Source organism: Muribaculum intestinale, assembly GCF_002201515.1.
Taxonomy (GTDB): Bacteria; Bacteroidota; Bacteroidia; order Bacteroidales; family Muribaculaceae; genus Muribaculum; species Muribaculum intestinale.
This window is the reverse complement of record NZ_CP021421.1, coordinates 402,869-423,119: the sequence shown is the minus strand read 5'-3', so window position 1 is coordinate 423,119 and position 20,251 is coordinate 402,869. Positions and strand designations below refer to the sequence as shown.

The 20,251-nt window shown below is 54.1% G+C and carries 18 protein-coding genes; 10 read left to right on the top strand and 8 right to left on the bottom strand.

Going from position 1 to position 20,251, the window contains the following annotated elements:
• Window positions 1-78 precede the first annotated feature (78 nt).
• The 3 genes from ADH68_RS01865 to ADH68_RS01855 form a co-directional block, all read right to left on the bottom strand.
• Window positions 79-1,056, bottom strand: a complete 978-nt coding sequence (locus ADH68_RS01865; RefSeq protein ID WP_068960033.1) for a diacylglycerol/lipid kinase family protein — start codon at window positions 1,054-1,056, stop codon at window positions 79-81.
• 112 nt (window positions 1,057-1,168) lie between these two features.
• Window positions 1,169-2,116 (bottom strand): DMT family transporter, encoded by a 948-nt coding sequence (locus ADH68_RS01860; protein WP_068960034.1) that lies wholly within the window; start codon window positions 2,114-2,116, stop codon window positions 1,169-1,171.
• A gap of 37 nt (window positions 2,117-2,153) precedes the next feature.
• Entirely contained in the window at window positions 2,154-3,986 is a 1,833-nt protein-coding gene (locus tag ADH68_RS01855) for a family 20 glycosylhydrolase (protein ID WP_068960035.1), read from the bottom strand.
• 217 nt (window positions 3,987-4,203) lie between these two features.
• On the opposite strand from ADH68_RS01855, the gene ADH68_RS01850 reads away from it, so the two are divergent.
• Window positions 4,204-6,882 (top strand): 4-alpha-glucanotransferase, encoded by a 2,679-nt coding sequence (locus ADH68_RS01850; RefSeq protein WP_068960036.1) that lies wholly within the window; start codon window positions 4,204-4,206, stop codon window positions 6,880-6,882.
• Window positions 6,883-6,959: 77 nt separating this feature from the next.
• Here the strand turns inward: ADH68_RS01850 and priA are convergent, their stop codons facing one another.
• Complete coding sequence (priA, locus tag ADH68_RS01845; protein WP_232321440.1) at window positions 6,960-9,488, bottom strand: replication restart helicase PriA; 2,529 nt, start codon at window positions 9,486-9,488, stop codon at window positions 6,960-6,962.
• 210 nt (window positions 9,489-9,698) lie between these two features.
• Between priA and ADH68_RS01840 the strand changes: the two genes are divergently transcribed.
• On the top strand, window positions 9,699-11,138 hold the full coding sequence (locus ADH68_RS01840) for an ammonium transporter (protein WP_068960037.1): 1,440 nt from the start codon (window positions 9,699-9,701) through the stop codon (window positions 11,136-11,138).
• Between the two features lie 11 nt (window positions 11,139-11,149).
• Here ADH68_RS01840 and ADH68_RS01835 read toward each other — a convergent pair whose 3' ends face one another.
• From ADH68_RS01835 to ADH68_RS01825, 3 genes are read right to left on the bottom strand one after another with little or no spacing between them, the layout of a single operon-like run.
• On the bottom strand, window positions 11,150-13,141 hold the full coding sequence (locus ADH68_RS01835) for an SUMF1/EgtB/PvdO family nonheme iron enzyme (protein ID WP_068960038.1): 1,992 nt from the start codon (window positions 13,139-13,141) through the stop codon (window positions 11,150-11,152).
• 21 nt (window positions 13,142-13,162) lie between these two features.
• A complete protein-coding gene (locus ADH68_RS01830) occupies window positions 13,163-14,035 on the bottom strand; it encodes an NAD kinase (protein WP_068960039.1) in 873 nt (290 codons plus the stop codon).
• 29 nt (window positions 14,036-14,064) lie between these two features.
• On the bottom strand, window positions 14,065-14,733 hold the full coding sequence (locus tag ADH68_RS01825) for a hypothetical protein (RefSeq protein WP_068960040.1): 669 nt from the start codon (window positions 14,731-14,733) through the stop codon (window positions 14,065-14,067).
• 166 nt (window positions 14,734-14,899) lie between these two features.
• Here ADH68_RS01825 and ADH68_RS01820 point away from each other — a divergent pair, with 166 nt between their 5' ends.
• The 8 genes from ADH68_RS01820 (at window position 14,900) to ADH68_RS01785 (ending at window position 19,480) form a co-directional block, all read left to right on the top strand.
• Complete coding sequence (locus ADH68_RS01820) at window positions 14,900-15,613, top strand: pyridoxine 5'-phosphate synthase (protein WP_068960041.1); 714 nt, start codon at window positions 14,900-14,902, stop codon at window positions 15,611-15,613.
• A 191-nt stretch (window positions 15,614-15,804) separates the two neighbouring features.
• Complete coding sequence (locus tag ADH68_RS01815) at window positions 15,805-16,524, top strand: MotA/TolQ/ExbB proton channel family protein (RefSeq protein ID WP_370015433.1); 720 nt, start codon at window positions 15,805-15,807, stop codon at window positions 16,522-16,524.
• A 57-nt stretch (window positions 16,525-16,581) separates the two neighbouring features.
• A complete protein-coding gene (locus ADH68_RS01810; RefSeq protein WP_068960042.1) occupies window positions 16,582-17,043 on the top strand; it encodes an ExbD/TolR family protein in 462 nt (153 codons plus the stop codon).
• 7 nt (window positions 17,044-17,050) lie between these two features.
• Window positions 17,051-17,866 (top strand): hypothetical protein, encoded by an 816-nt coding sequence (locus ADH68_RS01805; protein ID WP_068960043.1) that lies wholly within the window; start codon window positions 17,051-17,053, stop codon window positions 17,864-17,866.
• 108 nt (window positions 17,867-17,974) lie between these two features.
• On the top strand, window positions 17,975-18,664 hold the full coding sequence (locus ADH68_RS01800) for a queuosine precursor transporter (RefSeq protein ID WP_068960044.1): 690 nt from the start codon (window positions 17,975-17,977) through the stop codon (window positions 18,662-18,664).
• A 192-nt stretch (window positions 18,665-18,856) separates the two neighbouring features.
• A complete protein-coding gene (rpmB, locus tag ADH68_RS01795; RefSeq protein WP_068960045.1) occupies window positions 18,857-19,117 on the top strand; it encodes a 50S ribosomal protein L28 in 261 nt (86 codons plus the stop codon).
• 3 nt (window positions 19,118-19,120) lie between these two features.
• On the top strand, window positions 19,121-19,309 hold the full coding sequence (rpmG, locus tag ADH68_RS01790) for a 50S ribosomal protein L33 (RefSeq protein WP_068960046.1): 189 nt from the start codon (window positions 19,121-19,123) through the stop codon (window positions 19,307-19,309).
• A gap of 21 nt (window positions 19,310-19,330) precedes the next feature.
• The gene (locus ADH68_RS01785) at window positions 19,331-19,480 is read left to right on the top strand and encodes a DUF4295 domain-containing protein (RefSeq protein ID WP_084273931.1); all 150 of its coding nucleotides are present in this window, start codon (window positions 19,331-19,333) and stop codon (window positions 19,478-19,480) included.
• 96 nt (window positions 19,481-19,576) lie between these two features.
• Here the strand turns inward: ADH68_RS01785 and ADH68_RS01780 are convergent, their stop codons facing one another.
• Window positions 19,577-20,239, bottom strand: a complete 663-nt coding sequence (locus ADH68_RS01780) for a LutC/YkgG family protein (RefSeq protein ID WP_068960047.1) — start codon at window positions 20,237-20,239, stop codon at window positions 19,577-19,579.
• Between the last annotated feature and the right edge of the window lie 12 nt (window positions 20,240-20,251).

The following is a 20,251-nucleotide window of genomic DNA, read 5'->3' as shown; positions in this document are numbered from 1 at the left end:
TTTCGCCGCATATGCAAAAAATCCGGCAAAAAAAATTAAAAAGCGCATTTTCCGGAGGAATTTGCGCTTTTCAGATGCTTATTTTCTGTTAAAAAGCCGTGTTACAGAACATGCAATGTCTCTTGCGGCATTTTCTATCGGTGTAATCAGCGGACGGAACACTACCTCCTGTTCGGGTGTGAAAATCCGCAATCCGGCGGGATGACATTTTATTTCCATCGTGTCGTCGATTGTCAGCGGTTCGCCGTCGAGATGAGCCGGACCCGTCTGCTGACGGTAGATTACGGCTGCCGGTGCGCGGAACGAATGTATCAGGGTGTTCTGGTTGATGTAGCCGGTAAACAAATCCATGCCCACCATCGCCGTATCGAGCGGATTGCCGGCGTGTATGATGGTTATGTCGAGTTCGCCGTCGGTAATCGACGCGCGCGGGGCTATATAGGCGTTGTTGCCATACTGGGAGGCGTTGCACACGGCTATCAGGAATGCCTTCTCGGTGAGTACATGTCCGTTGGCGCTTACGGTATACACCTGTGGATGAAACTTTATGTATTCCGCTATCGTGCTCCTTATATATGTCAAGGGGCCGCGGCGGTGCTGGCGTGCGAAGTTGGAGCTTACTGCGGCATCGAAGCCTACACCGAAGGTGCAGAAGAACGGGCGCCCGTTGACAGCGCCGAAGTCGCTCTCCGTCACATGGCCCTCGGCGATTATGCGCACGGCAGAGGCCGGGTCGATAGGTATGCCAAGATGGCGAGCCAGACCGTTGCCCGAGCCGCAGGGTATTATGCCGAGTATCGTGTCGGTATGGCAGAGGGCGCGTGCGGTTTCGTTTACCGTACCGTCGCCGCCGGCGGCCAGTACTCCATAATATCCTTCTTTTACAGCCTGACGGGCGAGCCGTGTGGCGTCGCCCCGCGCACATGTGTATACTGTCTTTACTTCATAGCCGATTGGCTCGAGAGTCTTACGCACGAGAGGCTCGAAAGTCTCTTTGCTTCCGAGTCCGGATATCGGGTTGATTATGAGCAGGAGGCGGCGATTGGTTGCTTCCATCGTTTCTGTAGGGTGGAGTTTGGAGTGTGTTACTTTGCAAATTTAGCGAATTCCCTCCAAATTTTACTACAATCGGGTAGGTTTTCCGCAGACATATTTGCGGTCAGCGCTATTATCCGGCGGTATGGTTGTGGTGGAGAAGATGGAAATGGTGGGAGTGGATAAACTGTTTTACCAGGCGTGCGGCGGGGCGGGCTGCTATAAGCATGGTGACAGACCCTACCACAAGCACTATTCCGACACAGGCTCCGAAGCTCAGGCGTTCGCCGAACACGCATACTCCTATTACGAGGGCCGTCACTGGCTCGAGTGCGCCAAGTATAGCTGTCGGAGTCGAGCCTATATTGTGGATGGCGATTACCATTGTAACAAGCGATATTATGGTGGGGAACAGTGCCAGCGACAGCACACATGTCCAACCCAGCGCACCGGTCACTGGAGTGAATCCGTTCCATGCCATGCCGGCAATGAATACCACTATGCCTATCCCTACGGAATAGAACGTAAGCGCCATCGACTCTACTTTGCATAGGCTTGTGCGGTTGACGGCCACCATATATATGGAATACGACAGGGCGGCAAGCAACACAAGAGCGGTACCGGTGATATTAAGCGTGGCAGTGCCGTCGCCCTCGTACAGCAGCATGATGCCGGCGGTAGCCATCGCTATAGCCGATATGGTGACAGCCGATAGTCGCTCGCGGTAGAATATCGTATTGATTATGGCCACCATCACAGGATATACAAACAGCAGTGTGGAGGCTATCCCCACATCCATATAATTGTAGGCCTCGAATAGCAGCAGTGATGACAACGCCATCAGTATTGCCGCCACTATCATCATCGGAATCTGCCGGCGGGGCAATCGTAGAGGCTTGTGCATCACCAGCATCAGGCCCAAGAGCATCAGGCCTGCAAATCCGTAGCGGAAGAATAGCACACTGTCGGCATTCATGCCGCGCGCATAGAGCGGCAGGGTCAGCAACGGGTTGATGCCATAGGTGCAGGCCGCGACTGCGGCGCAAATGTATCCTTTTGTCTTGTTTGAAATCTGTATCATAGACGGCACGCTGGTTTCTTTTCGATTGTCATTGACGTTACATCGGCGCTTCGATAAAAGCGGCCTGAAAATGTTGTCCTTTGAAATGTCGGCGCAGAGTAAGCGTTACTGTATTTTTACCTTTGTTAAGGGTGACGGGAACAGGGTCGCGCATCCAGTATAATTGTTCATCTGTATATGGGAGTTCCTCTTCGAGTCTCGCCCAGGTATTATAATGGTAACGGTATGCACCGGGCTCTTTCCAGTGAGGAGGAGCGACGGGAACTCCGTTTACAGTCACCTCGCCGAAGTTCGGCCATTTTCCAATGGCTGCAACACCATCGGAGTTGCGGTTGGATCGGGCCGGGGCCTCGAATCCTATCTTGAAATAACGTACCGTATCAGTGTCGCTTACGATGTCTCGGCTTATGCGGCATGTGACAGGCGCCGCTGCTGATATGCCATGAGACGCACACAGCGCATCGAGATCGAGCACATCGCCGTATGCCGTGAATTTCCGGCTGATTGAATCACCGGTTATCTCCACATGCCATTCCGACGCATGTAAAGGTGTCCAGTATGACATTTCTTTTTTCAGAAAGCGTTCTTTGTGGTTGGCCATCCGCTTCTGGAACTCTTCGAACCCTTTCATGCCGGCCTCGTCATGCCGGGGTATGACTGTGCCGTAAGGGCCGTGGTCGCATGTGGCGATGTCGCCGCCACGCCATGCTCTTTCGCTGAATGCCATAATGCCTCCGGGCATACCGTTGTGTATTGCGGTAAGGTTTTTGTCGGCCACACGCACATCATTCCAGAGGCATATGATACCTCCAAGTCTGTGCCGGTCGGAGCTTCCGGTTCCACACAATGGGTGGAAATATATCTTGAACGGTGAGAGCAGCGGGTCATAGTTGTTAAGGTATCCCATCCCGGAATCGACAAACGGCACACCTTTTGGGTATTCCAGATCGTTCGGCCGCCCTTCTCTCCAGAACTGGCGTATGGTCAGGCTGTCGGCTGGTAGTCCCGGATCCCAAACAAGCGCACGGCGTCCATGCCGGCCGATGACATCCTGCGCCCATCTCATGAACCCCCCGGCATCATTGATATGTACTTCATCTGACCCGATATGTATATACGGGCATGATTCAGCCGGAATCTCACGACAGAATTCGTCAATACAGTCCTCAAGTATATTCATGCCTTCCCCGCTGTCCATCGGTATTCCGAATGTTGTCTGGAAGTAGTCGCTGTGGCCGGGCATGTCGATTTCGGGTATGACCGTTATGCCTCGCTGGCGTGCATATTCAATCACATCGCGTATTTCATCGTATGTGTAGAACTTGCCCTGGTCCCGGCCCGGCCGCTGGAATCTGCCATCGTTGAGCCGTGGGTATGCTCTGCATTCTATACGCCAGGCAGGTTTGTCGGTCAGGTGCCACTGGAATACGTTGAGCTTATAGGCCGACATAAGGTCAATATAAATTTTGATACGTCCGATACCGGCAAAGTTGCGTCCGTCGTCATACATAAATCCACGTATCGGAAATTCGGGAGCATCGACTATCTGTACCCGGGGATATGTGCCGTCCGGATATCTGAGCTGTCTCAATGTCTGTCGGGCCCAGACAGCGCCTTGTCCGCTGTTGGCATCTATTGATATGTTGTCCGGAGTTATTGTGATTCTATATGCTTCCGGCGAATCGTATCCCGCGATTGTTCCGGCTGCGATTCTGATTTCAGGCACGGTATCTTCCGGGAGTGTGGCTGTTTGGCCAATCCACTTTATCTCCCGTGGCTGTGGAATCAGAGAAAGACTCTGCTCGACTGAAGCGGCGATTCTTACGGACATGGCCATGACAGCCAGAATTAGTGTGATAATGTGTTTCATCGGGTCAGAAATTGATTCAGGGGCAAAGATACGAATATTTGACGGTTAATCACTGGAAATCGGTTGGTAATATTTTTTCCTTAAAACACGTTAATTCCCGATTTTTCATTAACTTTACCCGAGATTTCTTACTTATTAAGTAGGGGAGGATACGTCGGTATTCCTCCGCATCATACCTGATTCTGAAGATAGAACGAAACCGAATAACCAAGATAGCATGAAATTAAACTTCAACATCGACTACCGCACCAGCTGGGGCGAGTGGCTCTACATAGTAGGGACATGCCCGGCTCTCGGAGGCGGAAATGAAGAGGCTGCCCGAAAACTTGAAATGGACGGCGTAGGGCGCTGGACATTTGAAATAGACCTTCCTGATGATACCGGGGAGTTTGAATACCGCTACATCGTGCGCCACGACAACGGCTACGTGCGCCGCGAATGGGGCGCACCTCACCGCTTTGTGCCCGGGATTGATATACCGGGATATGAGATTTACGACCACTGGAGCGATCAGCCAGTCGAAAAATCATATTATTCCTCGGTATTTACCGAGTGCATGAACCGCCGCGACAACCGCGACCTGCTGTTGCCCGTCACCGGCGGGACTGTCACTATCGATGTCGAGGCCCCTATGGTGGCTTCCGATGAAGTAGTGGCCATATGCGGCGATGACGAGACGCTTGGCGCCTGGAATCCGGACGGTGCCCTTGTAATGAATGACCATGATTTCCCCCGCTGGACGGCAAGCATCGACCTGCGTGAGGTGTCGTTGCCCTTCAGATACAAGTTTGTGATTCTCGACCGCGCCACTCATGAACTGAAGGCCTGGGAGGGTGGCGACAACAGAGTGATGAACATTGTGCCCGCCCACAAGCATGATGCCCTGATGGTGCTCGGACAGCGTATGGTCAACCCCCGTCCGGCATGGCGTTGCGCCGGTGTGGCCATACCTACATTCTCCGTGCGCACAGAGGAGGATTTCGGTGTGGGCGATTTCTTCGACCTTATGAAGATGGTCGACTGGGCAGTGGCTACAGGGCAGAAGTTCCTTCAGATACTCCCTATCAACGATACCACAATGACCCATACGTGGACCGACTCTTATCCCTACAACGCCTGCTCTACTTTTGCGCTTCATCCCATGTATATGCGTCTGGAGCAGCTCGGACGTCTTAGCGACAAAGGACGTATGCAATACTACGAAGACCTTCGCCGCGAGCTCAACGCAAGTCCCACGGTGGAGTACGAGCGTGTCAACAACGCCAAAAACGAATACATGCGCGAAATTTTTGCCGAACAGGGCCGTGACACACTCGACAGCGAATCGTTCCGGGAATTCTGCCGTATCAACGGCGACTGGCTGCGTCCGTATGCCGCGTTCTGTGTGCTGCGCGACATCAACGGCACTCCCGATTTCAGCAAGTGGGGCAACTATGCCGTATACGATGCCGCTATGGTCGAGGAGTTTATGGCCGCGCATAAGGAGGATGTCGACTTTGTGTGCTACGTGCAGTATCATCTTGACCGGCAGATGCGTGCCGTCCACGATTATGCCCGTTCGAAGGGTGTGGCCTTCAAGGGCGACATACCTATCGGCATATCGCGCGACAGCGCCGATGCATGGATAAATCCGCGTCTCTATAATATGGACTGCCAGGCCGGCGCGCCGCCGGATGATTTCTCGGTGCTTGGCCAAAACTGGGGATTCCCTACCTACAACTGGGAGGAGATGGCCCGCGACGGATTTGCATGGTGGAAGGCGCGTTTCCGCAAGATGGCCGATTATTTCGACGCTTACCGCATCGACCATGTGCTTGGATTCTTCCGTATATGGCAGATACCGATGGATGCCGTCCACGGGCTGCTCGGCATATTTAATCCGGCGATGCCTTTCACGCCCGACGAGCTGCGCCACAACTACGACTTCTGGATTAATGTGGATATGCAGACCAGACCGTTTATCTGCGACTACTTCCTCTACGATTTCTTCGGAGAATACACTGACGAAGCCCGCAAGCGATTCCTGCTCGACTCCGGCTATGAACGCTACAGTCTGCGTCCGGAGTTTGACACCCAGCGCAAGGTGGCCGACTACTTTGCCGCAGAGGAGAAGAATGACAAGAACAACCGTCTGTGCAATGCTCTGCTTGGCCTGATTGACGAGGTATTGTTTATCGAAGACCCGTATGAGAAGGGCAAGTACCACCCGCGTATTGCCGCGCAGAACACATATGCCTACCGCTCGCTTACCGACTATGAGAAGTGGTGCTTCAACCGTCTGTACAATGATTTCTACTACAGGCGCCACAACGATTTCTGGTACGGCAAGGCCATGTGGAAGCTCCCTCCGCTGCTCGACGCCACATCGATGCTTACCTGCGCCGAGGATCTCGGCATGATTCCCGACTGTGTGCCCGCCGTTATGGACCGACTGCAGATGCTGTCGCTTGAGATACAGCGTATGCCTAAGGATCCGCAAGCCAGATTCGGCAACACATGGGGATATCCGTATCTGTCGGTATGCACTACATCTACCCACGATATGGGCGGCATACGACAGTGGTGGGAAGAAGACCGGGAAGTGACACAGTGCTATTTCAACGATGTGCTCGGAGAGCAGGGGGCGGCTCCGATGTACGCCGAGCCGTGGATATGCGAGAAGATACTGGCGCTCAATCTCAAGTCGCCGTCGATGCTTGCCATATTCCCCCTTCAGGACTGGCTGTCGATGTCGGGCGAGCTTCGCCGTCAGGACCCGCGCGAGGAACTGATAAATATTCCGGCCAATCCGCGCCACTATTGGCGTTATCGTATGCACCTCACTGCGGAAGCCCTGATTGAGGCCGGCGACTTCAACCGCCTTGTCAGCGACAAAATAAAGGAATCGGCCCGATAGCCGGAAACATACATTATTATATATTATCGCCTCTGCCACGGTTTATCGCAAATCCGTGACAGAGGCGATTGTTTTTGTCAGTTGGGATCGACGTCGTAGTATACTATCATCGAACGCAGGGACTTCTCGACCATGAACTCCTCGTAGACGTTGCGGAGTATGGCCTTCACCTTACGCATGGATGCCTCGGTCTCTATCTTGAGCATTATCTTGCGTATGTAGAGCGACTGTATGCGGCTCACATGCGGCTCTTCGGGCCCGAACACCCTGTTGCCAAACAATTCCTGCAGGCGCCTGGTATAGCGCACCGACGCGTCGGCCACCACGCTGAGGTCGCGGTGCTTGAGGTAGATGTTGATTACACGCGTGAACGGAGGGTAACTGTAGAGTCGACGCTCTTCAATCTCATGGGCATAGAAGCCCTTGTAGTCGTGCTCGCGCAGGAAGTTGATTACGGGATGGTCGGGGCGTGTGGTCTGCACGACAACACGTCCCGGGATGTCGTCGCGACGTCCGGCACGTCCGGCTACCTGCTCAAGCATGTTGAACGCCCGTTCGGCCGAGCGGAAGTCGGGGAAGTTGATGAGAGTGTCGGCGTTGAGCACGCCTACGAGGCTCACTCCGGCAAAGTCGAGCCCCTTTGTCACCATCTGTGTCCCGACAAGTATCTGTGCCTTTCCGGCCGAAAAGTCGGTTATTATTTTGTCGTATCCGTCTTTGTTGCGCGTGGTGTCGAGGTCCATGCGCAGCACCTTGGCGTCGCCGAATGCTCCGTCGGCGATATCCTCAAGGCGTTCGGTTCCGTAGCCGAACACATCTATGGCGGGTTCTTTGCACGACGGACATATGGTAGGCAGCTTGTATGTGGCCCCGCAGTAGTGGCACACCATCTCGTCCTGACGCCTGTGGTAGGTGAGCGATACATCGCAGTACTGGCATTTGGGCACGTAGGCACACTGCTTGCACATCACTACCGGAGCAAATCCGCGTCGGTTGTGGAATAGTATCGCCTGGCGTCCGTGGTCTACCGTCTCGCGTGTAAGCCCGAGCAGACGCATCGAGAGCGGTGAGCCGGAGGAACGTCCGCGCTTTTTCTCGTCGAGCATGTCGATAATCTCGATATCGGGCAGACGGGCGCCTTCGTAGCGCTCGGTAAGCTCGACAAGTCCGTAGCGTCCCGACAGGGCCTTGTAGTAGGTCTCGACTGCAGGGGTAGCGCTCCCGAGCAGTGTCTTGGCGCCATGCATCGACGCGAGCACGATGGCGGTGTCGCGGGCATTGTAGCGGGGTGCCGGGTCGTATTGCTTGTAGCTCGACTCATGCTCTTCGTCTACGATTACTATGCCGAGGCGTGAGTAGGGGAGGAAGAGCGACGAGCGTGCGCCGATTACCACACATGGCGAATTGTCGTGGAGCAGTTTCTTCCATATGTCGACGCGCTCGTTGTCGGAAAATTTCGAGTGGTATATCACCACTTTGTCGCCGAACACTTTCTGAAGTCTGCGGGTAAGCTGGGTGGTGAGCGCTATTTCCGGCACAAGATACAATGCCTGTTCCCCCTTGCGGAGCACGAAATCGATGAGGTGGATATAGAGTTCGGTCTTCCCGCTCGATGTGACTCCGTGGAGCAGCACTACGTCACGTTTCAGAAATCCGAGGTGTATGCGGTCAAGAGCCTCGGCCTGGTGGTCGGTGAGTGAGGGCAATGTGCCGGTAGCCACTCCGGTAAACCCGAACCGGTTGACTTCGCGTGTCGTGATGCGGATTATACCTTTGGCCGACAGTGCCGATACGATTGCGGTGCTCAGTCCGGTGGAGGTCAGCAGATCGGACCTCAGTACCTCGGGGTCGCGTCCCTCGTGGCGCTTCTTGTTGAGCATGTCGATGAGGGCGATGAGCAGCTGTTCCTGCTTGGGCGCGCCACGTACCGAGTCGAATGCGCGGTGCATGGAGTCGGTGTCGTCATGAGGGAATGCAAGACTTACGATTGTCTCGCGTTTGGCCCGGTACCGTTCCACAAGTTTCTCCGATATCATCAGTGCGCAGCGCTCTACAAGGCGTGCCACCGTCTGTGTGGTTCGCGTGATGCCTGTGCGGTGTTCGAGGTCGGCCACGGATATACGCCCGTGGTGGTCGACAGTCTGGAGCAGCACAGCCTCGGTCTCGGTAAGCCGCGCCGAGGTGTCCTCCTCGTAGTCGGGATTGACTTCTACAAAGGTCTCGCTCTCAACTTTCAGTCCCGCCGGGAGGGCCGCTTTCATTACATCGCCTATGCTGCACAGATAGTATTCGCCAATCCATTCCCACAGACGCAGTTGCGGATGCCGCACTATCGGCCAGGGGTCGAGTACAGTCATTACGTCCTTTATCTGCATATCTTCCGGCGCGATGGGCGAAAGACCGCATACGATGGCTGTATACAGCTTTTTGCGTCCGAACGGCACGATAATCCGGCTGCCGATGCTTACCTTTCCGTCAAGCTCCTGCGGTATGCGGTAGGTAAACGTGGCCCCAAGCGGCAGAGGCAATATCACTTCCGCATACATTAAGCCTGCGCCGGCGTAAGGGCGTACGGTGGCATCGCTTTTCTCTTTGGCATCATGCATAGTCCTACAAAGTTACGAAAATCCTGCACTTGCCCGTTTATATGATTTTAAAAAAATCTAAGCAATATTTGGTGGATATATTTTTGCTAAAATATTTGGCGAATTGGTCTCTATTTGCTTATTTTGCGGCGTTGTTTATGGAATAATGCTACCGCATTCTTATGAGCGGTGGTATTGTGCTATGATTCTCTAAAATAAATTTGTTGCATTATGACTGTTAAAGGACGTAAAATCAGCTATGGATGGCTGTCAGTGTTCGTTTTGTTGCTTGTAATCGGTATAGTAGGGGTGGTTGATACTTCGGGTGCCGGTTCGTTCAACATGCCCAACAATCATCTTTTTGCGAATGTGGCATGGATGATAACGGCTACTATCTTTGTACTTATGATGACTCCCGGGCTATCGTTTTTCTATGGAGGCATGGTACGGGTGAAGAATGTAATCTCCACGATGCTTCAGAGTTTCATCGTGATGGGATTTGTGAGTGTGATATGGGTTGTGTTTGGCTTTGGTCTCGCATTCGGCAACGATATAGACCATGTTATCGGCAATCCTTGCGACTTCTTTATGTTTAATAATGTTGGTGTCAGCAACGTGACGGAGCCTGACTCCCCGCTATTGTCGCAGATTGGCATGGCCACGACCACCATACCTTTGGCCCTTTTCGCTCTGTTTCAGATGAAGTTCGCCATTATCACACCGTCTCTTATCACGGGATCGTTTGCTGAGCGTGTGCACTTTTCCGGCTATCTGCTCTTCATGGTATTGTGGATAGTCGTTGTATATTGTCCGCTTGCTCATTGTACATGGCATCCCGACGGATTGTTTGCCATGATGCATGTCCACGATTTTGCCGGAGGCATAGTGGTGCATGCCGCCTCGGGCATCGCCGCTCTTGCCGGAGCTATATTCCTGGGTCGCCGCACACCATCACAGGATGCGGCCAAGCCGGCCAATGTGCCGTTTGTGCTTCTCGGCGCGGCTTTACTGTGGCTCGGGTGGTTCGGATTCAACGGCGGCAGTTCGCTTGCCGCCGACGGGGTAGCCATCTCGGCGTTCCTGAATACAAACACCGCCGCTGCGACGGCTATGGTCACATGGGTGGCATTTGACGCTCTACGCGGACGCAAACCTTCTGCCATGGGTGCTGCAATAGGCGCTGTCGTGGGGCTGGTGGCCATTACACCTTGTGCCGGATGGGTTACCGTCGGACAGAGTGTATTCATATCTCTCCTGATTACCATATGCTGCAATCTTGCGGTGTCGTGGAAGGGGTACAGCCATATGCTCGACGATGCTCTTGACGTATTCCCTACACATGGTCTGGGTGGAATACTCGGCACAGTGCTTACCGGTTATTTCGCCTATGATTTCTTTGCTTCCCAGGAACCTGACATGATATCGCGTATGGAATTTTTCTGGAATCATATCATAGTGCTGATTATGGTGTTTGTCTACACGTTTGCCGCCAGTTACCTTCTTTATTGGATTACCAACAAGGTGGTTCCGTTGCGAGTGTCACGCCATAGCGAGGAGGTCGGTCTCGACATATCGCAGCATGGTGAGGAATACGGAGCGGAAGGAGGTACAGGTCTGGTAGAAGATGCCATTAGCGACAATGACTGGATGCGCAGTGTTGAAGAGAGCTGATGTATGCTCTGTCATTGCATTGCCTCGAGGAGCCATGCCAGATTGAACCGGTAGTGGAGCCTTGAGCTGAGCAGATGGATTATGCCGTCGGGCGTCTGTGTGGCGCACAGGTATCCGCGCGGTTCGGCATGGGTGGAGTCTGACTCGAAAAATCCTGTCCAGGCTCCACCGTCGAGAAATCGCGGCACGGAGTCGGTGACAAGCCTGCGTACGGGCCATGTGCGTCCGTCGTCGAACGATACTGCGGCATACATTCCGTAACCTTTAGCCTTGGTTCCGTCGGGAGCTGTGAATTCCATCCCTCGGTCGGTCTCGGGGGTGCGCTGCGGATGGCCGGTGAATGATACGAGCAGCAGCGGTCCCTCGTTGAGCCTGCGCAGTACAAGACGTTGGCCGCCGTCGATTGGCGGGAGAGGGGAGGCGCTGTAGGTCCATGTGCGTCCCATGTCGCGGGAGATACTCATCGGCATATGCAGCTTCCCGTCACTTCCGGCGATACTGTTGCCCCGGCCGAGAGCCATGAGCGACCCGTCGGCGAGTTGTACCACTCCGGCATGAATACCGGCGATGGTGCTTCCGACGCCACCGTCGCTGAAGTCGGGAAGTGGAGCGCCGTCCCAAGGGTCTTCCCATGTGTGGCCGCCGTCGCGGCTTATGTGTAGTGCTGTACCGTCGTTGCCTCCCGGGCCGGCGTCGCACGCCTGGATTATCCACCCCTCGGCGGTTATCGACGGGCCGGCTATTACCTGGTGGCGGCGTGTATGTTCGGGAGCGATGATTTCCGGCGCCGACCATGTGGCTCCGTTGTCATGGCTGCGGCGTGCGATCATGGCGAGGTTCTGCCAGTCACCCGACGCTTCCATGCCATTGATGTGGAGCAGTGTGCCGTTGCCGTCGTTGAGCAGCGAACTGCCGGTAAGGTTGCGGTCGGACACACGGAAGAATTCGCGCGCCTCCTCCCATTCTCCGCACCCGGCTTTAAGACGCGACGACAGCACCGTCACCTCGCGTCCGTTCTCTTCGTTGGCCGAAAACCATATGGCAAGCAGGTCGCCGTTGTCACACCATGTCACCGCCGGCTGGTGGTTGTGGCGGTAAAATGGTACGCCGTTGCCACATTGCGGAGCGACGACAAACGGTATCGGCGGCAGGTAAAAGGGGGTGTCTGACGGAGTGTCCCACATGAATTCTCCGGCCGATATGTCGCGGCGTACTGCCGGCACACTCCATTCTTCGCCTGAGTGCTGAAGCTCGGCGTCCGACTCCACTATGCGGAATCCGGTCTGGGAATGACGGTCGTCGGGGAGCATGGCGCTTCGGTTGGCACTGCGCAGATACTTCACAGGCGTGTGGTGGCTCCCACCGCGCGTTACCCGGTATTCTCCCTGCGCCGGTCCGCATGGGTCGGTCGCTTCGTCTGCGGTATATGGCCCGTAGTAGTCCATACACCACTCCTCGACATTGCCATGCATGTCATACAGCCCGAACGCATTGGGAGCGAATTGTCCGACACGCAGCGACACGGGGTCGAAATCGCGCGCCACACGCTGCGACTTGTGGCAAGAGTCGGGAAACCAGTCGCCGGTATTATATAATGTATATGTACCTCCGCGGCATGCGTACTCCCACTCGGCTTCGGTGGGGAGCCGGTAGATGCGGCCTTCTCGTTGGCCCAGTTTCTTACAGAATTCCAGAGCATCGTGATAACTTACGTTGACCACGGCATCATTATCATCAGCCGACACTCCGTTTTTGCCGCGTAGGGCACGGTGTTCCGGAAAGAATTCCTCATACTGGGCATTGGTGATTTCTGTGGCGCTCATGCGCATCGGGCGGGTCAGAGTCACCTTATGCACCGGCCCTTCGTCGAAATTCTCGCCGAGAGCGCGGCTCCCCATGTAAAAATATCCTGCCGGAATATCGACCATTTTTATAGGCTCCGAGCCTGTGGCTACGGCGCAGACCGTCATGGCCATGGCGACAGCCATTGCTGTTGATTTCATGATATATTATCAGTTTGCACGTTATCTTGTGTCGAGACCCCACATGAGTTTGTCGCGCAGGGTGTCGGTAAAGTGATGGCCCGGACGCTTTATCACGCGTGTGGCAAACGATGCCTTGCGCAGAGTCACCGTACTCTTGGCCGGGAGCGACAGAAACCGTCCGTCGAGGCTGAGGCGGTAGGCACCGGAGCGCGAACATGTGGTAATCGCTATCACACTGTCGTCGCGTACCACCAGCGGACGCATCGTGAGCGAGTGTGCCGCGATGGGAGATACGGCCCATACCGGTGCAGAAGGCTCCAGAATAGGGCCGCTGACCGACAGATTGTAGCCTGTTGAGCCGGTCGGGGTCGACACAATCAGTCCGTCGGCCAGATATACAGCCAGCGACGTACCGTTGATGCGCGCCTTCATTTCTATCATCGACGAGGTGTCCTGTTTTAGCACCGCCACTTCGTTGAGCGCATACGGCCATATCTCCTCGGCAAGGTGACAGTCGGCCTCCACCTCGATGAGGGTGCGCGTCTCTATGTCGTAATCTCCCTTTAGAAGGCGCCCTATCCATTCGTCGGCGTCTTTCATGTGTGTTGCCGCAAGATATCCCAGATGGCCCGTGTTGATGCCGAGTATGGGTATCTGCTTGTCGCCTACCCACTGTGCCGTGTGCAGAAATGTGCCGTCGCCGCCGATACTGATGGCTATGGCCGCATTGAAGTCGGAGCCGCGGATTATATCGTTGACCACGGGGGGCGAGGGGAGTACCCCGCACAGGTATCTGTAGAACGATTCTTCGACCTCGACCCACACATTCTGGCGGCATAGGGCGTCGAAGAAGTGGACAAGCTCTCCGATATGTCGTTCCTGATAGGTGTTGCCGTAGATAGCGATGCGCATATGTCGGTAATTTGGTTACTTATGAATGCCTACACTTCAAGATAGTGTAGCAGAGAGTTGACGCGCTCAATCATATCGGCGTTGAGTAGCCCCGGCGTCCCGGCCATTTCCACCGTATCGTATCCGTAGCGGGCAAGCGAGCGCGCCACCGAATCCCCGCGCGAATGGTTTACACGGAGGATTACCGTGGTAGGTGAATTGGGCTGTGTGCCTGCCACAACATTGAGGTTGAGCAGATGGGCGTCGGCATCCTCCACGGCATGGGCTATGGCCGAGGCGCTGTATTCTCCCGACGGACATACTACGGTAAGCTCGGTGTAGTCATCGAGCTGAGGAAACAGGGATGCGGCCATGCGCATGGCCGACTCGCGGTCGGCAGCTCCTATATACATTTCAGACGATACATCGTCGACAATGGGGATTACCGTCTCGCCGGCTGCCATGCGCTCAAGAAGCAGCGACACGGGCGATGAAGCCGACATCGGGCGTGTGCCATTGGCCAGATTGCCGAGCTGTGAGCCGCGCGGGGCTCCAAGTGCCGAAGCGTCGGCCATGCCGAGATACCGCCCGGAATCATCGACTACCGGAAGCGGACCGCGGCGTTCGATGGCGATACAGAGTCGGTCGATGGATTCACCAATGGTCATTTCCCCGTTCAGGGCCTCGATTTGGGATGATATGGCATCTTTTGCTGTCAAAACGTTTCGCGGTTTACTTATTTCTCATTAATTTTGCAGTTGCTAAAATGGGCAATGCTATATATGCATCACGAAAAGGCTACAAATTTAAGAAATTTTTCTGACTTTTCCTGCCCGGAGCCAATAGGCCGTTTTACTTTTAACAACGCATCAACCGATAATAAGGATGACTAATCTAAGCGTAAATATCAACAAGGTAGCCACTCTGCGCAATGCGCGCGGGGAGAATACTCCCGATGTGGAGCGTGTGGCCGTAGACTGCGAGCGTTTCGGTGCCGACGGCATAACCGTGCATCCGCGTCCCGATGAACGCCATATACGCCACGACGACGTGATAGCTCTGCGCCCGCTTGTAAAGACCGAGTTCAACATCGAAGGCTATCCCTCCGACGATTTCATGCGTCTGGTGCTTATGGTGCGCCCCGAGCAGGTGACTCTTGTGCCCGATGCTCCCGATGCCATCACCTCAAGCGCCGGATGGGATGTGGCCGCACATATGGAGATGCTTACATCTATAGTCGACCGTCTGCACGAGGTCGGGGTAAGAGCCTCGATTTTTGTGGGTACCGATCCGGCCAACATCAAGGCGGCAGCCGCCACCGGTGCCGACCGTGTGGAGCTGTACACAAAGCCGTATGCCGACATGTATCCTTCCGACCCCGAGGCCGCTGTAGCTCCATATGTCGAAGCGAGCATGGCTGCCCACAAGGCCGGGCTGGGTGTCAACGCCGGCCACGACCTGAATCTTGAGAACCTCAAGTTTTTCCACGAGCGTCTACCTTACCTCAACGAGGTGTCGATAGGCCATGCCATAATCTCCGACGCTCTATATCTCGGACTGGAAGCCGCCATACGCCAGTACAAAGCCTGCCTGCAATAAGTCATGGCTCCGGCTGCTGTATCCGCCTGACATCATCACACATTAATTAATATACATTATCATATTCTCCGATTATAATGACAAGCATACTTTCGGCATTGATTCAGGTGGCCGGCATTCTGGCCGATACAATTACAATGATAAGCGATTCAATACTTTCTAACCTATCATCAGCAATGTCAATACTGAATATGATATTTGCCCAGGTGCCGGAAACTGTCACCGACACTGTCAATATAATAAGTGAAACCGCCGCCACTGCTCCGGCTGAGGCGGCCGCCACAACCGCCAGCATGTCGGTGTGGGATCTCTGCCTCAAGGGAGGCTTCATCATGATTCCGCTTGCCATACTGCTTGTAATCAGTATATATATATTCATCGAGCGATATATCGTGATACGTCGTGCCGACCGTGAGGACGCTACATTCATGAAGCGTATCAAGGATTACATCCACGACGGAGAGATAGACAGCGCCAAACTGCTGTGCAAGAAAAACGGCACCCCCTACGCACGCCTTATCCTCAAAGGCATAAGCCGTATCGGACGCCCGATGAACGATGTGCTCGTGGCGATAGAGAATACCGGAAATCTCGAAATCGCCAACCTCGGCAAGGGACTCACATGGCTTGCAACCACCGCCGCGGGAGCACCTATGCTCGGATTCCTCGGCACGGTTATCGGTATGGTCGAGGCGTTCTTCGCTCTTGCCAATGCCGGTTCGTCGGCCAACATCAGTGTGCTTGCAGGAGGCATCTACGAGGCCCTTGTGACTACTGTTGCCGGTCTGGCTGTAGGCATTGTGGCACTCTTTGCCTACAATGCTCTGGTAGCGCGCATAAACGGAGTGATGAAGCTCCTCGAAGGCAAGACCATGGAGTTTATGGACCTCCTCAACGAGCCCGCCGAATAAGGCATTCATCCGGTTTTTCTTTGTGTAATCCACGCTCTCTCCACACCCCGTATACCTATGGCACTGAAACGTCAGCACGATATGATGGCAATGTTCTCGATGGCATCGATGACCGATGTCATCTTCCTGTTGCTCATCTTCTTCATGATAACTTCAACGTTCGTATTCCCTACGGCTCTGGAGGTTAACCTCCCGCAGAGCACCGTACAGACGGCCCTTAAGCCCGGCACACGTGTGTATATCGACAAGGACGAGAAACTCTATGCCTCTTTCGGCGACGAGGAGCCTCAGCCGGTCGAGGAGAGTGCGCTTCTTCCGTTTCTTCAGCTTGCCGCACAGAACGCCTCTGCCGACGAGGCTTTCATAGCGATATATGCCGATGAAGAAGTGCCCTACGGTAAAATCGTCGAGGTGCTTGACCTCGGCGCACGCAACAATCTGAAAATGGTGCTTGCTACCCGTCCGACCAATTCACGTAAGGCTGCATATACCGGCCCGGAATCATCTACAAAGCTATGACACAGCCATGCAGCAAAGCGATAAAGACCGTATAATAGCTGTTATCGGCACTCTGCTTGTCTTGGCTCTGTTGCTGCTGTGGATTGCGCTGTCAGAGTTCCGCATAAATATCGACGAACTCGACAGCCGCAAGTGGCCGCCTGTCGATTCAAGCGAGATAGTGTTTGGAGGCGAATATGTCAAGTTGGGCGATATGCCGCAGCCTGTACCGCAGGAGCAGGCCGAGGCTCAGCCACAGGAATCGGCCGAGGAGCCTGCCTATGAGGGGACGGATATGTCCGACGCAGGGCAGAAAACCGATATCCCGCCGGTCACCACTGCTTCCGAGCGTCCCTCGCCCATGAAAGTCGAGAAGAAACCCGAGACTCCCGAAAAGAAAGGTCCGACCAAGGAAGAACTTGCCGAACGCGAACGCATAAAGCGACAGAAAGAGCAGGAGGCACAGAGCAAAAAAATCAGCTCAGGCATTAAAAATAGTTTCAAGCAGAACAGTAAGCCCGCGGCCGGCACCCCCGGTTCGCCCGACGGCAATTCCGACAGCGGTGTGCTGTCAGGCACCCCCGGCTTCAGCCTCAAGGGGCGTACTCCCGAATCGTGGGGAGCTACACGAAGCACTCTCGCAGGGAGCATAGTCATACGTGTGAGTGTCAACCGCCAGGGCCATGTCGTTGGCTCTCCTATATATGTAGGCGGCACAGGGCCCGCGGCTGCCAGCATACAGGTGCGCCGGAGCTGTATAGCGGCCGCACGCTCCTCGCGCTTCTCGGTCGACCTCGACGCCCCTGCCGAGCAGGTAGGCACTATTACCTGGACATTCAAGTAAAAGCCGGTATACTTCCGGCAGTCTGTCGCGACAGGAGACTGTCGATATCAATTATTAAACAAAAACTCTTAATCCCGAGTGCTTGCTACCTCGTTAAAAACAAGAAAAATGACAAAACAATCAGTTCAGAAAGAAGGCACAGCCTTCACCCTCCCGTTTCTTATCTTTACGGTTGTGTTCTGCGTGTGTCTCATCGTAGCCAACCTTGTCGAAATAAAGACAGTCGATGTCGGATTCACTACCATTACCGCTGGCATGGTGGTATTCCCCCTCAGTTATATCATCAACGACTGCATAGTCGAGGTGTACGGTTTCCGTAAGGCCCGCATGGTGATATGGCTCGGATTTGCAATGAATTTCTTCGTCACCGTCATGCTTCAGCTCGCTATCATCCTGCCCGGAGCCGGAGAGTGGCAGTCGCAGGCGGCCATGGAAGCCATTTATGGCGGAGTGCCGCGCATACTTACAGCCTCGTTTATCGCATTTGTCTGCGGCTCCATGGTCAATGCGCTTGTGATGAGCAAGATGAAAGTGGCTAGCAACGGGCGATACTTTTCTTTGCGCGCCATCTTGTCGACCGTCTTTGGCGAGGGTGCCGATTCACTGATATTTTTCCCGCTTGCATTCTGGGGAGTGCTCCCCGCCGATGTCATTGTCGAGCTAATCGTGGCGCAGACATGCCTCAAGACACTCTACGAGATTATAATCCTTCCGGTCACAATCCGTGTGGTGCGCTACATAAAGCGCATCGAGCGTCTCGACACATTCGACACGAATATCCGCTATTCGTGGTGGTAAAAAATCGCACGTGACAACAAAAAAGCGTGAAAACTTGCGTAATTGCGAAAAAAATCGTTACTTTGCACACTGTTTTTAGGCTCATCCTGTAAAATTGTTGAGAATGATGCACTTAGCAATGATATGAGACTGAGATGGCGGCCTAATGACTGAAATACGAAATTCAACAAAACAAAAGATAACAGAACAGCCATGTCAAAGATTTGTCAGATTACAGGCAAGAAAGCTATGGTGGGCAATAACGTGTCGCACTCGAAGCGTCGTACAAAGCGCACGTTCAATGTCAACCTCTTTGAGAAGAAGTTCTACTGGGTAGAACAGGACGCATGGATCCGTCTGACCATCAGCGCAGCCGGTCTCCGCACCATCAATAAGCTCGGCCTCAACGCCGCTATGCAGCAGGCAGCCGGAAAGGGTTATTTAACTGGTAAAGACATCAAATTTATAGACTAAGCTATGGCAAAGAAAGCTAAAGGTAATCGCGTCCAGGTCATCCTCGAATGCACCGAGCACAAGGCCAGCGGCATGCCCGGCACTTCGCGTTACATCACTACCAAGAACCGTAAGAATACTACCGAACGTCTTGAGCTGAAGAAGTACAATCCCATCCTCAAGCGCATGACGATTCACAAAGAAATCAAATAAGCACTTTAACATCTCCACGATATGGCAAAGAAAACCGTTGCATCACTGCAGAAAGGTGAAGGACGTACTTACAGCAAGGTGATCAAGATGGAAAAATCACCCAAAACAGGCGCATACGTCTTCAAGGAAGAGATGGTTCCCAACGAACAGGTTAAGGCCGCTCTCAAGTAAGAGTAACCAATCCCCCAAGATACAATATAAAAGGTGCTGTGTCGACTCCGACACAGCACCTTTTGTCATTAGTTCGAGTTTGTTGAGTAAGCGCTCTTATTGCCATACCGAAGTGTCTGCATTGGGACTGGTCATGAGCAGTGGCTCGGCGGGAGCATCATCACAGTTGTAGAGCATTACCGTGAGGGCGAGCGGACCTTGTGCGCCGGTGATATGCACAGCCTCAATGTCGGCTGTGGCCGAAGGCCCCGTGTAGAAAGAGCCGTACTGGTGGTCGGCGAGTCGGATACCTGAGTATGCATCATGCAGGCCGCCGACTATGTCGTTGCTGTCGAGAAATATGAAGAGGCGTCGCGACAGCAGAGCGCATGCCGCATGCCGCAGAGTGTTGTCAGTCACCCACACTGATCCCATTTCTCCCACGCCGAGGTGGCTGTCCGTCACGCATGTCTCTATACGATGGGCATTATGGAGGTCGCTGAGTTCATCTTCCGTGATATTTCCATCCACACCGTCGGCCGATGAATATATTACGTTTTTCCCACTGTCCGTCTCCGGTTGCTTGCTGAGCCATTCTATGGCATCCTGACGGGTCTTGAACTTTATGGCTCTTCCGTCGAATTCGAGCAGTTTGTTTACAAAGTTGGTCACAGGGTCGCCGGGATAACCGTAGCAGGGCACCTCAGGGAGGGGATGGAATGACGGTTTGCCGGCACGGATGCGGGCGAGTATGCTGTTTTTTGTTTCTTGTTGGTCCATATCGGCATTGTT

What these genes read in the sequence shown, in the direction of transcription:
- ADH68_RS01865 (WP_068960033.1), bottom strand. Translation starts at nt 1,056, where the DNA reads ATGGAAGCAACCAATCGCCGCCTCCTGCTCATAATCAACCCGATATCC.
- ADH68_RS01860 (WP_068960034.1), bottom strand. Translation starts at nt 2,116, where the DNA reads ATGATACAGATTTCAAACAAGACAAAAGGATACATTTGCGCCGCAGTC.
- ADH68_RS01855 (WP_068960035.1), bottom strand. Translation starts at nt 3,986, where the DNA reads ATGAAACACATTATCACACTAATTCTGGCTGTCATGGCCATGTCCGTA.
- ADH68_RS01850 (WP_068960036.1), top strand. Translation starts at nt 4,204, where the DNA reads ATGAAATTAAACTTCAACATCGACTACCGCACCAGCTGGGGCGAGTGG.
- priA (WP_232321440.1), bottom strand. Translation starts at nt 9,488, where the DNA reads ATGCATGATGCCAAAGAGAAAAGCGATGCCACCGTACGCCCTTACGCC.
- ADH68_RS01840 (WP_068960037.1), top strand. Translation starts at nt 9,699, where the DNA reads ATGACTGTTAAAGGACGTAAAATCAGCTATGGATGGCTGTCAGTGTTC.
- ADH68_RS01835 (WP_068960038.1), bottom strand. Translation starts at nt 13,141, where the DNA reads ATGAAATCAACAGCAATGGCTGTCGCCATGGCCATGACGGTCTGCGCC.
- ADH68_RS01830 (WP_068960039.1), bottom strand. Translation starts at nt 14,035, where the DNA reads ATGCGCATCGCTATCTACGGCAACACCTATCAGGAACGACATATCGGA.
- ADH68_RS01820 (WP_068960041.1), top strand. Translation starts at nt 14,900, where the DNA reads ATGACTAATCTAAGCGTAAATATCAACAAGGTAGCCACTCTGCGCAAT.
- ADH68_RS01815 (WP_370015433.1), top strand. Translation starts at nt 15,805, where the DNA reads ATGATATTTGCCCAGGTGCCGGAAACTGTCACCGACACTGTCAATATA.
- ADH68_RS01810 (WP_068960042.1), top strand. Translation starts at nt 16,582, where the DNA reads ATGGCACTGAAACGTCAGCACGATATGATGGCAATGTTCTCGATGGCA.
- ADH68_RS01805 (WP_068960043.1), top strand. Translation starts at nt 17,051, where the DNA reads ATGCAGCAAAGCGATAAAGACCGTATAATAGCTGTTATCGGCACTCTG.
- ADH68_RS01800 (WP_068960044.1), top strand. Translation starts at nt 17,975, where the DNA reads ATGACAAAACAATCAGTTCAGAAAGAAGGCACAGCCTTCACCCTCCCG.
- rpmB (WP_068960045.1), top strand. Translation starts at nt 18,857, where the DNA reads ATGTCAAAGATTTGTCAGATTACAGGCAAGAAAGCTATGGTGGGCAAT.
- rpmG (WP_068960046.1), top strand. Translation starts at nt 19,121, where the DNA reads ATGGCAAAGAAAGCTAAAGGTAATCGCGTCCAGGTCATCCTCGAATGC.
- ADH68_RS01785 (WP_084273931.1), top strand. Translation starts at nt 19,331, where the DNA reads ATGGCAAAGAAAACCGTTGCATCACTGCAGAAAGGTGAAGGACGTACT.
- ADH68_RS01780 (WP_068960047.1), bottom strand. Translation starts at nt 20,239, where the DNA reads ATGGACCAACAAGAAACAAAAAACAGCATACTCGCCCGCATCCGTGCC.